The organism is Nocardiopsis sp. iso_186 (assembly GCF_056173365.1).
In genome coordinates, this window is record NZ_CM149670.1 from 2,359,394 (window position 1) to 2,372,710 (window position 13,317).

General features: G+C 70.7%; 13 protein-coding genes. 6 read left to right on the forward strand and 7 right to left on the reverse strand.

Features of this window, described 5'->3' with window-relative positions; genetic code table 11:
* Positions 1-9: 9 nt before the first annotated feature.
* Genes AC0VYP_RS10525 through AC0VYP_RS10540 form a run of 4 tightly spaced genes read left to right on the forward strand, consistent with a single transcriptional unit; the run spans position 10 to position 3,590 of the window.
* Entirely contained in the window at positions 10-762 is a 753-nt protein-coding gene (locus tag AC0VYP_RS10525) for an SDR family NAD(P)-dependent oxidoreductase (protein ID WP_475473752.1), read from the forward strand.
* A gap of 35 nt (positions 763-797) precedes the next feature.
* Positions 798-1,538 (forward strand): FadR/GntR family transcriptional regulator, encoded by a 741-nt coding sequence (locus tag AC0VYP_RS10530; RefSeq protein WP_285761518.1) that lies wholly within the window; start codon positions 798-800, stop codon positions 1,536-1,538.
* On the forward strand, positions 1,535-2,680 hold the full coding sequence (gene dgoD, locus AC0VYP_RS10535) for a galactonate dehydratase (protein WP_475473754.1): 1,146 nt from the start codon (positions 1,535-1,537) through the stop codon (positions 2,678-2,680). Before AC0VYP_RS10530 ends, dgoD begins: the two co-directional genes overlap by 4 nt.
* Positions 2,681-2,690: 10 nt before the next feature.
* Positions 2,691-3,590 carry an SMP-30/gluconolactonase/LRE family protein gene (locus AC0VYP_RS10540; RefSeq protein ID WP_475473756.1) on the forward strand — a complete coding sequence of 300 codons (900 nt, stop codon included), beginning with the start codon at positions 2,691-2,693 and terminating at the stop codon, positions 3,588-3,590.
* 27 nt (positions 3,591-3,617) lie between these two features.
* On the opposite strand, the gene AC0VYP_RS10545 is transcribed toward AC0VYP_RS10540, so the two are convergent.
* The 7 genes from AC0VYP_RS10545 to AC0VYP_RS10575 all read right to left on the reverse strand — a co-directional run bounded on the left by AC0VYP_RS10545 (position 3,618) and on the right by AC0VYP_RS10575 (position 11,356).
* A complete protein-coding gene (locus tag AC0VYP_RS10545) occupies positions 3,618-4,946 on the reverse strand; it encodes an MFS transporter (protein ID WP_475473758.1) in 1,329 nt (442 codons plus the stop codon).
* Between the two features lie 359 nt (positions 4,947-5,305).
* Positions 5,306-7,099, reverse strand: a complete 1,794-nt coding sequence (locus tag AC0VYP_RS10550) for a gamma-glutamyltransferase family protein (RefSeq protein ID WP_475473759.1) — start codon at positions 7,097-7,099, stop codon at positions 5,306-5,308.
* Positions 7,100-7,110: 11 nt separating this feature from the next.
* Positions 7,111-7,995 (reverse strand): PhzF family phenazine biosynthesis protein, encoded by an 885-nt coding sequence (locus tag AC0VYP_RS10555; RefSeq protein WP_475473760.1) that lies wholly within the window; start codon positions 7,993-7,995, stop codon positions 7,111-7,113.
* On the reverse strand, positions 7,992-8,900 hold the full coding sequence (locus tag AC0VYP_RS10560; protein ID WP_475473761.1) for an LLM class flavin-dependent oxidoreductase: 909 nt from the start codon (positions 8,898-8,900) through the stop codon (positions 7,992-7,994). The genes AC0VYP_RS10555 and AC0VYP_RS10560 overlap by 4 nt, the downstream gene beginning before the upstream one ends.
* A complete protein-coding gene (locus AC0VYP_RS10565) occupies positions 8,897-9,838 on the reverse strand; it encodes a hypothetical protein (protein ID WP_285761511.1) in 942 nt (313 codons plus the stop codon). The genes AC0VYP_RS10560 and AC0VYP_RS10565 overlap by 4 nt, the downstream gene beginning before the upstream one ends.
* On the reverse strand, positions 9,835-10,305 hold the full coding sequence (locus AC0VYP_RS10570; protein WP_475473764.1) for a VOC family protein: 471 nt from the start codon (positions 10,303-10,305) through the stop codon (positions 9,835-9,837). The genes AC0VYP_RS10565 and AC0VYP_RS10570 overlap by 4 nt, the downstream gene beginning before the upstream one ends.
* 52 nt (positions 10,306-10,357) lie before the next feature.
* A complete protein-coding gene (locus AC0VYP_RS10575) occupies positions 10,358-11,356 on the reverse strand; it encodes a class I SAM-dependent methyltransferase (RefSeq protein WP_475473766.1) in 999 nt (332 codons plus the stop codon).
* A 514-nt stretch (positions 11,357-11,870) separates the two neighbouring features.
* Between AC0VYP_RS10575 and AC0VYP_RS10580 the strand changes: the two genes are divergently transcribed.
* Together AC0VYP_RS10580 and AC0VYP_RS10585 are read left to right on the forward strand one after the other, a co-directional pair.
* Positions 11,871-12,956 carry a hypothetical protein gene (locus tag AC0VYP_RS10580; RefSeq protein WP_475473768.1) on the forward strand — a complete coding sequence of 362 codons (1,086 nt, stop codon included), beginning with the start codon at positions 11,871-11,873 and terminating at the stop codon, positions 12,954-12,956.
* Between the two features lie 96 nt (positions 12,957-13,052).
* Entirely contained in the window at positions 13,053-13,262 is a 210-nt protein-coding gene (locus tag AC0VYP_RS10585) for an MbtH family protein (protein WP_285761507.1), read from the forward strand.
* Positions 13,263-13,317 lie beyond the last annotated feature (55 nt).

Sequence of the window (13,317 nt, forward strand, 5' to 3'; positions counted from 1 at the left end):
AAGCCCACCATGCAGGACCAGCAGGACAACGGCGCGGTCGCCGTGGTCACCGGCGCCGCCCAGGGGATCGGCGCGGCCGTCGCGCACCGCTTCGCCGCCGACGGCGCCCCCGTGGTGCTGGCCGACGTCTCCCCGCACGTCGCCGCGACCGCCGAGCGGATCCGCTCGGCGGGGGGCCGCGCGGTCGCGGTGCACGCCGACGTCTCCGACGAGTCCGGGTGGGCGCGCGTCACCGAAGCCGCGCACGCCTTCGGCCCCGTGGGCACCCTGGTCTCCAACGCCTACACCGTCGAGATCGCCCCCGCCCACGAAACGGCCCTGGAGTCCTGGCAGCGCCAGCTCTCCGTCAACCTCACCGGAACGTTCCTGGGCGTGCGCGCCTGCCTGGACGACCTGCTCGACCAGCGCGGCAGCATCGTCATCACCTCCTCCGTGCACGCCTGGTTCGGACTGCCCGGGCGCCCCGCCTACGCCACCACCAAGGGCGGGCTGACCGCACTGACCCGCCAACTGGCCGTGGAGTACGGGCCCGGCCTGCGGGTCAACTGCGTCCTGCCCGGACCCATCCGCACCGCGGCTTGGGACGGGGTCAGCGAGGAGGACCGGCGCCAAAGCGCGGCCCAGACCGCCGCCGGACGACTGGGCGACCCCGAGGAGGTGGCCGCCGTCGTCGCCTTCCTCGCCTCGGCCGAGGCGTCCTACGTCACCGGGGCGAGCATTCCGGTCAACGGAGGGTGGAGCATCTACAAGGCGTCGTCCTGACGGGGACGGCCGCGACGGGGAGAACGGAGAACACGATGGCGGCCTATGTGGGTCGGGGAGTACACGGCCAGACGGTGCGGCTGCTGGGCACACGTGTCCTGGCGGGCGAGCTTCGGGAAGGCGACACCATCGACCTCGGTGCCCTCAGCACCGAGCTCGACCTGAGCCTGACCGCCATCCGCGAGGCCATCAAGGTCCTGGCGGCCAAGGGACTCGTGGACTCCCGGCAGAAGAAGGGCACGTTCGTGCGGCCCCGCGCGCAGTGGAACCTCCTCGACCCCGACGTGGTCAGCTGGCAGGTCGCGGCGGGCGCCGCCGACACCTTCTTCCGCGACCTGGCCGAACTGCGCGCCGCCATCGAACCCGCCGCCGCCCGCCTGGCCGCCCAGCGCCGCACCGACGAGGACGTGGTGGTGCTGCGCGCCGCCATCGACCGCATCGCCGCGTCGGTGCGGGGCACCGCCGAGGAGGAGACCGCGGCCGACCTCGCCTGGCACCGCGCCATGCTCGCCGCCACCCACAACGAGATGTTCACCCGCACCGACGTCTTCTTCGCCGCGGGGCTGTCCGAACGCGACCGCCTCGTCCACGGAGCCGTCCACGACGACCCGGTGCCCAGCCACAGCGCCGTCACCGAGGCGGTGGCCGCCGGCGACCCCGGCGCCGCCGAAGCGGCGATGCGCGCCCTGCTGGACAAGGCCGAGACCGACCTGCGCCGCGCGACCGCCATGAACCGGCGCGCCCACGACGACCACGAACGAGGGTCCACCGCATGAAGATCACCCGCATCGAGACGTTCCTGGTCGCCCCGCGGTGGCTGTTCTGCCGCGTGGAGACCGACGACGGGATCGTGGGCTGGGGCGAGCCGGTCGTCGAGGGACGCGCCGAGACGGTGCGCACCGCCGTGCACGAACTCGCCGAACTGCTGCTGGGCGAGGACCCCACCCCCATCGAGCACCACTGGCAGCGCCTCACCAAGGGCGGGTTCTACCGGGGCGGGCCCGTGCTCTCCAGCGCGGTCGCCGGCCTGGACCAGGCGCTGTGGGACATCGCGGGCAAGCGCCTGGGCGTGCCCACCCACGAACTGCTCGGCGGCCCCGTCCGCGACAGGGTGCGCGTCTACGGCTGGGTCGGCGGCGACGACCCGTCCCAACTCGCTGACGCCGTCGCCCAACGCGTGGCCTCCGGGCTGACCGCCGTCAAGATGAACGCCTCGGGGATCATGGGCCGCTCGGCGACCCCGCGCGAACTCGACGGCGTCGTGGAGCGCGTGGCCCGGGTCCGCGAGGCCCTGGGCGACGACCGCGACGTCGCCGTGGACTTCCACGGCCGCTTCACCGCGGCCACGGCGCGCCGCGTACTGCCCCTGCTGGAGCCGCTGCACCCGATGTTCGTGGAGGAGCCGCTGCTGCCCGAGCACACCCACCTGCTCGGCAGGCTCGCCGACTCCACGACGGTGCCCGTCGCCACCGGCGAGCGGCTGTTCTCCCGCGCCGACTTCCTCCCCGCGCTCCAGGCCGGGATCGCCGTGGCCCAGCCCGACCTCTCCCACGCCGGCGGCATCTCCGAGGTGCGCCGCATCGCGTCCCTGGCCGAGGTCTACGACGTCCAGCTCGCCCCGCACTGCCCCCTGGGACCCATCGCGCTCGCCGCCAGCCTCCAGGTCGCCTTCGCTACCCCCAACTTCCTCATCCAGGAACAGAGCATCGGCATCCACTACAACCGCGACGCCGAACTCCTCGACTACGTCGTGGACGCCCGCCCCTTCGACTTCCCCGACGGCCACATCCACCGCACCACCGCCCCCGGACTGGGCGTGGACGTCAACGAGGCCGCCGTGCGCCGCGCCGACGAACACGGCCACCGCTGGCGCTCCCCAATGTGGAGCCACGCCGACGGTTCATTCGCCGAATGGTAGGAGACCCCCGATGAACAGCCCCGACGGCTTCGACACCCTCACCGGCCGCGCCCCGGCCCCATGGCACGACGAGCGCCACGAACTGGGGGAGGGGCTGCGCTGGACCGGCCGCGACCTGCTCATGGTCAACATCCTCGCCGGCCGGCTCCTCGCACTGGACCCGGCGCTGCCCGGGCCGCCGCGCACCCTCGTCCGGCTCGACGTCCCCCTGGGCGCAGTCGCCCCCGTCGCGGGCCGGCCCGGCTCCTACATCGCGGCGGCCGGGACCGGCATCGCCCTCGTCGAGGAGGGAGGCGGCCCACCGCGCTGGCTGGCCCGGCCCGAGGAGGGCGCGGCCGTGCCCGCCCGGATGAACGACGGCTGCTGCGACCCCAGGGGCCGCTTCTGGGCCGGCTCCATGGCCTACGACGCCACCCCCGACGCGGGCTCGCTGTACCGCACCGACCCCGACGGCACCGTCACCCGGGTCCTGGACGGCTACACCGTCCCCAACGGCCCGGCCTTCGACGCCGCGGGCACCCGCATGTACCTCGCCGACAGCGCGCACGGGCGCATCGACGCCTACACGCTCGACGACCACGGCGACATCACCGCGCGCGCGGTCTTCGCCCGCGTCAACCACGGCAGCCCCGACGGTATGCAGGTGGACGCCGACGGCTACCTGTGGGTGGCGGTGTGGGGCGCCTCCCGTGTGCACCGCTACGCCCCCGACGGCACCCTCGACCGGGTGGTCGGGGTCCCGGCCGCCCAGCCCGCCAGCGTGTGCGTGGCGGGGGAGCGCGACCCCGTGCTCTTCATCGCCTCCGCCCACACCGGCCTCACCGACCCCGCACCCCACGACGGCGCGGTCCTCGCCCTCCCGGTGACCACTCCCGCCGCTCCCGTCCGCGCGTTCGAGTCCGCGCTGTGAGCCCCGCACCCTGAGCTGCCCGCGGACTCAGTCGAGGGCGCCGCTGACGTCGCGCCGGGCCGCGGCTTCGGCGGCGTCCGCGCGCGCCGCCACCACCCGGAAGCAACGCAGGGCCAGCAGGGTGGCGACGGTGAAGACCAGCACCCCCAGCAGCGGCGGAAGGCGGAGGTCAACGCGGCCCAACAGGCCGCCCAACAGCGCCCCCACGGGCACGAAACTCAGGCCCAGCATCTGCTTGGCGCTCACGACGCGCCCCATGAGGTGTTCGGGGACGATCTGCTGCACGATCCCCATCGACACGATGGTCGCGACGGTGCCGGCCCCGGCGATCAGGGCCCAGGCGAGAGCCGCGACGAGCGCGTTCGGGGCGAACGCGAAGACCAGGCACATCGCCGCCTGGGCCAGGAAGCCGCCCACGAGCGTCCCGAAGCGCCCGATTCGCACCGTGAGCCTTTCGGCCAGGGCGGCGCCGCCGATCGCCCCGACGGCGGCCACCGCGAGGAACACCCCGAACAGGTTCTCCGGCACCCCGAAATGGTTCTGCACGATCAGCACGAACACCGCGGACAGCGCGCCCGCGGAAAGGTTCACCACCGAGGTGAAGACCACCAGTCCGCGCAGCGGCGGGTCGCCGTACACGTAGCGCAGGCCCGCGCCGATGTCGCAGAAGACCGAGCGGATCGCCCCGGGGGCCGACCCCGCCCGGTCCCGGGCAGGGACCTCCGACGGCGGGGAGGGGCGCCGCGCCGACAGCGGCAGACCGAGAAGGATGAACGCCCCCAGCACGTAGGCGCCGGCGTTGACCGCGAGGGGCAGCGCCGCCGCGACCACGAAGAGGAACCCCGCCAAGGGCGCGCCGAGGAACTCCTGCACGACCTCCCGGCCGCCCACCAGCCGTGCGTTGGCGCGGTCCACGGCGCCCCTGGCCAGCGACGGCAGCACGGCCCTTGCCGCGATGTCGTAGACGATCTCGCAGCTCATCGCGGTGAACATCACGACGTAGAGCAGGACGATGGTGCCGTTTCCGGTGGCGGTGATCACCGCCAGCGCGATGATGGCCGCGCTGCGCAGGAGGTTGGCGACGATCATCGCCCGGACCCGGTTGACCCGGTCCACGAGCACTCCGGCGAGCAATCCGAACAGCAGCCAGGGGAGGTACCGCGCGGCGGTGAGCCCGGCCACCGCCAGCGGATCGCCGGTGAGCGCCGCCGCGAGCATCGGCAGCGCCGTCATCATCACGCCGTCCGCCAGGTTGCTCGACAGGCTGCCGGCCAGAAACCGGTGGAACGCCCCGCTCAGCCTCGGCGGTCCGGTTCCCGGTCGGTGCTGCGGGGACGAGGCGGAGCCGGTCGGCATCGGATTCCTTCTGCGGTTCTGGTATGAGGACATCGGTGGTGCCGGACGCACGAAGCGGTGCCTTCTCGCCCGGCACCGCTTCCCGGTGCCGCCGGGCCTCCCGGCGCGAACGGCCCGACCGTGGAAGGCTCAACCGTGAAAGGCCCACGGCCAGGCGGTTTCTCCGCCGCGAACAGGTCCAAGGCTACGTGTTTCGGGCCGGCGACCGCTGAGGGGCCGGTGGCGTTCGGCGCCGATGACGCCCTTTTTCCCGCGCTTTTCTCGGCGTGGTTCCTTTTCTCGCCGGAATTCCTCCGCATTTCCTTAATTATTGTGCTTTTCGGCCCGTGGTAACCGAGTCGTCGTGCAGGGGGCGGGCCTCACCGGGCCACGGCATACGCCTGTTGCCCGCGGGGACTGGCCGCTGCGAGCACCCCGCCGTCGGCGTCGGGCCCCGTCGCGCAGACCTTGCTCAGCGAACCGCTGGCGGCCACCACGATCTCGTGGCCGCGCCGTTGCAGTTCGGCGATGGTCTCCGGGGGGAAATCGTCCTCGACCACGAGCACGCGGGGCTGCGTCCTGCGGGGGGTGAACGACGTCGGGGGATGCTCGGTGTGGAACGTGGGCCGCTCCACGGCCGCCTGCGGCCCCAGGCCGAAGTTGACGTGGTTGACGAAGAAGTTCAGCGTCCACTGGTCCTGCTGGTCGCCCCCCGGAGTGCCGAAGGCCAGGTGGGGGCGTCCGTCCCGCAGGACCAGGGTGGGGCTCAGCGTGGTGCGGGGGCGCTTGCCCGGGGCCAGGGAGTTGTTGTGGTTCTCCACCAGCCAGGCCATCTGCCCCCGCGTGCCCAGGGGAAAGCCCAGTCCCGGAACCACCGGGGAGCTTTTCAGCCAGCCGCCGCTGGGCGTGGCGACCACCATGTTGCCGTCGCTGTCGGTGGCGCTCACGCAGCAGGTGTCGCCCTTCGCCGCGGTGCGCTGCAACACCGTGGGGATGCCGTTGCCCAGCTGCGCCTGCCAGTCCGGGCCCTCGTGGCCGGGGCGCGTCTGGAGCACCGGCGGGATCCACGCGCTGCGGCCGTTGGGGGACCCCGGGCGCAGCACCCCCGACGCCCGGTCGCCGATGAGCGCGCGCCGTTGTTTCGCGTACGCCCGGTCCAGCAGCCCCGCCAAGGGGACGTCGGCCTTGAGCGGGTCGCCGTACCAGGCCTCCCGGTCGGCGAAGGCCAGTTTCGCCGCCTCGGCGACCGTGTGCAGGTGGTCCGCGCTGCCGAACCCCATACCGGCCAGGTCGAAGCCCTCCAGCAGGGCGAGCTGCTGGAGGAAGACCGGCCCCTGCGACCAGGGCCCCGGTTTGTGCACCAGGTACCCCCGGTAGTCCACCGTCGCCGGTGCCTCCACCGACGCCCGCCACCCGGCCATGTCGTCGCCGGTGAGCAGGCCGCCGTTGCGTCGTCCGGTCGAGTCCGCGAACGCGCCGGTGCGCATGAACGTGTCGATCGCCTCCGCGACGAAGCCGTCGTAGAAGGCGGAGATCGCGGCGTCGATCTGGCCCTCGCGGTTGCCGGTCGCGGAGCGGGCCTCGTTGAGCAGCAGCCCGAACGTGCGGGCGAGAGCGGGGTTGCGCATCCGGGCGCCGGCCTTGGGCGCACTGCCGTTGTTCAGGTAGGTGCGTCCGGACTCCGACCACTCGTCGCGAAACAGCGGCGCCATCACCGCGATCATCTCCGCGGCCTTGGGCAGCAGCGGATAACCGTCCTCGGCGTACCCGATGGCCGGCGCCAGGACGTCGTGCAGGCGCAGTTGGCCGTAATCGCGCAGCACCCTCAGCCACGCCCCGAAGGCCCCCGGCACACAGGCCGCCAGCAGCCCCGAACCGGGGACGGCGTCCAGGCCGCGTTCGCGGAAGGCGTCCGGGGTCGCGGCCGCGGGCATGGGGCCCTGGCCGCAGACCACCGACACCTGCTCGGCGGCCGCGTCGTACACCATGATCGGCACGTCCCCGCCCGGACCGTTCAGGTGCGGCTCCACCACCTGGATGACGAAAGCGGCCGCGACCGCGGCGTCGAACGCGTTGCCGCCACGGTCGAGCATCGCCATCCCGGTCGCCGAGGCCAGCCAGTGCGTGGAGGAGACGGCGCCTTGAGTACCGCGGAGTTCGGGGCGAGACAGCACGAAAAACCCTTTCAGGGTCGGGGAAGGAGAGGGGGCCGGGCGCAGATGCGGCCCTCCGCGACGGGGAGGACGTTCCCGGTCACGCTGCCCTGCCTGATGTGGTCGGGGCCGGGGGTCACGGAGCAGTCGAGCCGCGCCGGGCGTCCCACCTCGGCCCCTTGCACGACGGTGTACTCGTGGGTGTCCGCCGACGAGGGCAGCCACCCGGCCCCGACCAGCCACGCGCCGAGCGCCATGGCGACCGGCGCGCAGGCCGGATCCTCCGGAATGCCGAAACCCGGGGCGAACAGCCGGGCATGGGCGGTCCGCCGGAGCGGGTCCCAAGCGAACACGCACAGGGCGGGGAGCCCTTCGGCGTCCAGGCGCGAATAGTCCGGCCGGGCCCGCGCGACCGCTGATTCCTGTACCGGCAGGAACGCGAATCCCGTCCCGTATCCCACGGACCGCGGTGCGGCGCCGGCGGCGTCCGCGCCGGTCAGTCCCACGGCGGCGAGCAGCGGTTCCTGTTCGAGGTCGGTCCCCGCGGTCGGGCCGTGCCCGATGAGCGTCGCCCTGCCGCCGCCCACGGTCAGACCGACCAGCCCGCCCGCGCTCTCCTGCACCGTCCCGCCGGGGCCGATCGCGCCGATTCGCTCCAGGGTCGCCGCCGTCCCCACGCTCGAATGCCCGCCGCCGGGGGACTCGCGCTCCGGGGTGAAGACACGGACCCGGTAGGTGGCCTCCGGTGTGGTCGGGGGGAGCACGAAGGCCGTCTCGGTCGCGTTGACCTTCGCGGCGATCGCCTGCATCTCCTCGCCCGACAACCCCTCCGCGCAGGGGACCACGCACAGGGGGCTGCCGGCGAAGAGGCGTTCGGCGAACATGTTGACGAGCTGGTACTCGATCTGGTCGCTCATCGGCGGCCTCCCATTCTCTCGTTCAGGACGGAGACGGCGATGCCCTCCAGGACATCGGTGCGGCCCTGGTAGGGAAAGCCGCTGCGCGGCCAGTGGACGACCGTGTCGGTGAAGCCGATGCCGCCGAACAGTCCGCACGCGTCCTGGTAGGACGCGACGGAGTCGAGCACGCCGCGGATCATCGCGCCGGTCACCACGAGGCGGCGCAGCGTCGAGGGGTCCCGGCCGGCTTCGGCGCACGCCTCGTCCAGCGCGCGCAGGTGGTCGGCGAGCAGGGGGACCGCCGCGGAGTAGGGGAGCGGTTCGCTCCACCCGGGAGGCCCCGCCGTCACCCAGATGTCGGCGTAGCGCGCCGCCAGGCGCATCCCCCGCGGGCCGGTCGCCGCGATCGCGAAGGGAACGCGCGGGGACTGTAGGCACCCCGGGCGCGTGGACGCCCCGCGCGCGGTGAAGTACTTCCCCTCGAAGTCGGTCTCGGGTTGCCGGAGCAGGGCGTCGGTGCAGGCGACGAACTCGGCGAACCGGTCGGCGCGTTCCCCCGGCGACAGCGGCTGCCCGCCCAGGACCTCGTCGTCGTAGCCCCCGGCGCCGGCTCCGAGCCCGCAGATGAGCCGACCGTCCGATATGTCGTCCACCGTCATGAGTTCCTTGGCGAACGGGACCGGGTGACGGAAGCTCGGGCTGGCCACCATGGTCCCCAGCGAGATCCGCGAGGTCGCCGCGGCAGCGGCGGTGAGGGTGGGGATCGTGCCGAACCACGGTTCGTCGCGCAGCCACCGCCACATCAGGTGGTCGTAGGTCCAGGCGTGGTCGAATCCGAGTTCTTCGGCGCGGGTCCACAACAGCCGCGCTCGTGACCAGCGGTGCTCGGGAAGGATGACGACCCCGTGCCGCATCGGACTCATCGGCCCTCCCCGGGCAGGGCGGCGGCGCGTTCGGCGACGTCGAAAAGGATGCCGGTCAGCTCCCGGCCGCACTCCACGACCGCCGGCCGGGTCAGTTCCTCGGGCAGCCGGCCGAGATCGCCCCCGGCCTCGGGGTAGAGGCCGTTGGTGGCCAGGTCGATGGCGGTCGCCTTCAGCCGGCGCATCAGCTGGGTCAGGACCTGTTCGGGAGGGACCGGGGCCCGCACGGTCAGGAAGTAGCAGTCGAAGACGGTGCCCCACCTGCGGGGCTGGTGGGTGTCGGGGGCGTCGATGGACTGCTGGAGCAGGGAACGTCCGCGCTCGACCAGCTTGGAGGACACCCCGAGGTGGATCTGGTTGCTCATCCCGACCTCGCGCATCACCTCCCCGGTCTGCGCACCCAGGACCGCGGGTGCCTTCCGCCCGCGAAAGAGGCTGCGCACCGCCGGGTAGTCGAGGGCCCAGGTACCGCTGAAGGTTGAGTGCAGACGGTACATGCTGGGTCTGATCGTGGCGTTGTAGATGGAAGGGGTGCAGGACCCGGTGTAGAGGAGCATGCCGCAGTAGGCGCGCACGTAGGTCGCGACGGTGCCGGCCAGGGCCTTCCTGCCCTCCTCGTCCTCCGGCGCCTGGGACAGGGCGTCGGCGAGCAGCCGCCAGATGACGAACGAGATGTGGTGTCCGATGATCCACCGGAACCAGAACAGCCGTTCCAGGTCGTCGGCCGAGGCCGGCTTGGTGGCGGGGAACCCCGACCTGCCCTGGGCGATGAGCCGGCGGACGTCCCCTGCGCTGCCGTACACCGAGCCGGGCGCAATGCTCACCGCCACGCCGGGATTGGGCAGGGTCAACGGTTCCAGGCCGTAGGGGTAGTCGCTGAAGTCCCAGTCGCCGGGGCCGGGGGCCGCCATCGCCGATTCGATTGAGACAAGGCTCATCGCGGACCTGCCGGCACGTAGGTGAACTCGAATTCGAGCCCGTTGACGTCGAGGCAGTAGAAACTCTCCACCCCGTCCTTGTCAACGACCGTCTCCGACGGCGGGTCGGCGCGCAGAAAGGCGTAGCGTCCCGACCGGTGAAGCTCCGTCCACTTACGGCGCCATGCGTCGAGTGCGGCCGGGGACTCCACGGCCATGCACAGGTGCTGAAATTCGGTTGCGTTCGCACCGGCCCCATGGGGGGCGGGGGAAATGCGCTCGAAAAGGTGGAACCGGGTGGCCCCGACCACCACCTCCGCCATCCGGGTGATGCCCGGAAGGCGTTCCCGGGTCAACTCGGAGAACTCGTCGGTCAACCAGGTGGCTCGGCATCCGAAGAAATCCTGGTACCACGACGTGCAGTTGGCGAGATCGGTCGTCTGTATTGCGATGTGGTGCAACCTGGGTAGGTTGACAGTCTCGGGCATCGTCGGTCGTCCCCCTCACCGGCATGAGTGCGAGAATTGCTTGCTTTCCCCGTCAGGCGGGTTCGAGCTCGAAAATCACTTCTCCGACGGCAATGTCGATGGAGTGTTTTCTGTGCAGCTTCCACCCGCCCTCGGCAAACACCGATTCCCAGTCGGCGACCGACGGGATAAAGGTCCCCATCATGTCGTGACCGTATTCGAACGCCAAGGTGAAAGGGGGAAGGTCCTGGTCGGCGATCCCGGTTGTCCGGGTGGCGTCGCCGAGCAGGAATCTGCGGGCGTTGGGGAAGAGGGATCGCAGCCGTCGCAGCGTTTCGACGCACTGCGCCCGTGGCCAGAAGTCGTGCCCCATCATGAAGCAGGTGAGGAGGTTGACGTCGTCCAGCTCCGGGCGCGGTTCCATGGCGATCACGTCCGCTTCCACGAACGTCACCCGGTCCGCGAGGCCGGTCGCGGCGGCTTCGGTGCGGGCCACCTCCAGTGCGGGGAGGGCGCGGTCGAATCCGAGCGCACGGGCCCCGGGGCTCCGGTGCAGCAGTTGCATGAGCCGTTCGCCGCTGCCGCAGCCCAGGTCGGCGGCGACGGTGAAGTCGAAGTCGAGGTCGTCCACCGCCGCCCAGAACCACGGGTCGTAGCAGAATGTGCTGATCTCCCGGCAGGCGAAGGCGATCGCCGCGCTGTCCCGTCGGTAGAAATCGCCGGTGCGGTTCTTTGCCCGGGTGATCTCCGGTGTCCGCTGGAAGAGTTCGGCACTGCCGCGCGAGAGCCAGTGGAAGAAGGAACGGGTGCGAAACGACTCGGCGAAGTTGGTCGAGGGGACCACTTTGGTGTCGTCGCGGCGGACGATGTCCACCGCCGCAAGTGCACGGAAGAGCCCCAGGGTCGATGCCGGGTCCAGGTTCTGGCGTTCGGCGAACTCGTGCGCGTCCAGCCACCCGTTCTCGTTCAGCTCGTCGAGTGCGCCCAGTTCCCAGGCCGCACTGAGCGCGGATGCCGCCACCGCCGAGTTGTAGATGAACGCAACCGTCTTCTCGGCGTCGCTGATGGCCATTTGTTCACAACTTTCGTCTGTTGCTTTCCGTGTGGCTTGACAATTGGCCGGCCGGGAATTTGAGAAGAGGCGGCTGGTTATTCCTCCCTCAATGGTTTTCGCTCCGTCCGATTGGCGGACCTCTCTCAAGTGTGCGCCGGAAGGTCGGCGGGGCACGATTTATCGGTAAAATCGCAGGTCGAAGACGTTTCCCATTGCCGGGTTTCAATCCAAGGCGATCTCGGTTTCGGTTGACACTATACAAATGGCAATCGAATAAGTAATGTGATCTCGGTCACACTCATTTTTTGTTGACATGTTTTGCGGCAGAATGGATCGTCTTGGATTGATTGTCGGCGCCTCAAAAGCGATGGGCTGATCCAATGGGGCCGACGTGACCAGGTGCTATATTGAATTTCGCCAGGATGTACCCGTGCTCTCCGGTGGGAGAGAAATTCCCGTCCTTCGGCATGGCCGATTCTGGCCAGTCGATATCTCTGTGTTCCGGTGAAGTGGGAAATTAATGTGAAGCGGGGTGTCTGAACTGCGGCGAAACGGTCCGAGTCCCGTCCGTTCTTATACGGAATGGGACCCGCTCGAAGAAGTCATCGTGGGAATCGTCAACGGTGCGAGCTTTCCGCAGTGGCACACCGCCTTGGAACCCGTGCTGCCCGAGAACCAGCGCGCCACGTTCCGGCAACAGGCGGGCCGGCCCTTTCCCCCGGAACTGGTCCAGGCGGCGCACGACGAGCTGGAGGGTTTCGTCCAGTTACTGAGATCCGAGGGGGTGACGGTCCGCCGTCCCGAGCCGATCCCCCAACGGCAGCCCTACTCCACCCTGGACTGGACCAGCACCGGCATGTATGCCGCGATGCCCCGTGACGTCCTGCTCGTCGTGGGCGAGGAGATCATCGAGTGCCCGCTGGCCTGGCGCTCACGCTACTTCGAGACCCTCGCCTACCGCCCCCTGCTCAAGGAGTACTTCCACGGGGGTGCCCGATGGAGTTCCGGCCCCAAACCCGAACTAGTGGACGCACAGTACGACCCCGCCTGGACCGACCCCGCCCCGGGGGAGCCGACCCACCTCGTCGTCACGGAGTTCGAGCCCACCTTCGACGCCGCCGACTTCACCCGCTGCGGCCGCGACATCATCGCCCAGAAGAGCCACGTCACCAACGCGTTCGGGATCGAATGGCTGCGCCGCCACCTCGGCGACCGCTACCGCATCCACGTGCTCGAATTCGACGACCCCCACCCGATGCACATCGACGCCACCCTCGTACCGATGGCCCCCGGAAAACTGCTGATCAACCCCGAACGGGTGCGGAAGGTACCGGAGATCTTCCGCGGCTGGGACGTGTTCCACGCCCCCACCCCGATCATCCCCGACTCGCATCCGCTCTACCTGACCAGCAAGTGGATCACCATGAACATCCTCATGCTCGACGAACACCGCGTGGTCGTCGAGCGGCAGGACGCACCCATGATCGACGCACTGAAGAAGTGGGGATTCACCCCCATCCCCTGCGACTTCCGTCATTTCAACAGCTTCGGCGGATCGTTCCACTGCGCCACCCTCGACGTGCGCAGGCGGGGCGCGCTCGATTCCTACCTGGACTAGCCGCTTCCCGCCACGCCCACCGACCCCGGTTCCCCCCACCCCTGCCCCGCGTCCCGCAAAGCGGCGGGGCCACCGGCACAGAAGAGACGAGAGCCCATGAGCAACCCGTTCGACGACGAGGACGGACGTTTCCTCGTCCTGGTCAACGCCGAAGGCCAGCACTCGTTGTGGCCGGTGTTCGCCGAGATCCCCTCCGGATGGGAGCCGGTGTTCGGCGACGACACCCGGGCCGCCTGCCTGGGCTATATCGATGAGAACTGGACCGATATGCGGCCGCGCAGCCTGACCGACGCGATGGAGCCCTGACACCGATCCCGCGACCCCGGTCGGCCCGGTCCCCCGTGGGGGGGCGGGACCCGAG

Coding starts and splice junctions, on each gene's coding strand:
- AC0VYP_RS10560 (WP_475473761.1), bottom strand. CDS start 8,900: ATGAGTCCGATGCGGCACGGGGTCGTCATCCTTCCCGAGCACCGCTGG.
- AC0VYP_RS10585 (WP_285761507.1), top strand. CDS start 13,053: ATGAGCAACCCGTTCGACGACGAGGACGGACGTTTCCTCGTCCTGGTC.
- AC0VYP_RS10555 (WP_475473760.1), bottom strand. CDS start 7,995: ATGAGCGACCAGATCGAGTACCAGCTCGTCAACATGTTCGCCGAACGC.
- AC0VYP_RS10525 (WP_475473752.1), top strand. CDS start 10: ATGCAGGACCAGCAGGACAACGGCGCGGTCGCCGTGGTCACCGGCGCC.
- AC0VYP_RS10565 (WP_285761511.1), bottom strand. CDS start 9,838: ATGAGCCTTGTCTCAATCGAATCGGCGATGGCGGCCCCCGGCCCCGGC.
- AC0VYP_RS10540 (WP_475473756.1), top strand. CDS start 2,691: ATGAACAGCCCCGACGGCTTCGACACCCTCACCGGCCGCGCCCCGGCC.
- AC0VYP_RS10575 (WP_475473766.1), bottom strand. CDS start 11,356: ATGGCCATCAGCGACGCCGAGAAGACGGTTGCGTTCATCTACAACTCG.
- dgoD (WP_475473754.1), top strand. CDS start 1,535: ATGAAGATCACCCGCATCGAGACGTTCCTGGTCGCCCCGCGGTGGCTG.
- AC0VYP_RS10530 (WP_285761518.1), top strand. CDS start 798: ATGGCGGCCTATGTGGGTCGGGGAGTACACGGCCAGACGGTGCGGCTG.
- AC0VYP_RS10570 (WP_475473764.1), bottom strand. CDS start 10,305: ATGCCCGAGACTGTCAACCTACCCAGGTTGCACCACATCGCAATACAG.
- AC0VYP_RS10545 (WP_475473758.1), bottom strand. CDS start 4,946: ATGCCGACCGGCTCCGCCTCGTCCCCGCAGCACCGACCGGGAACCGGA.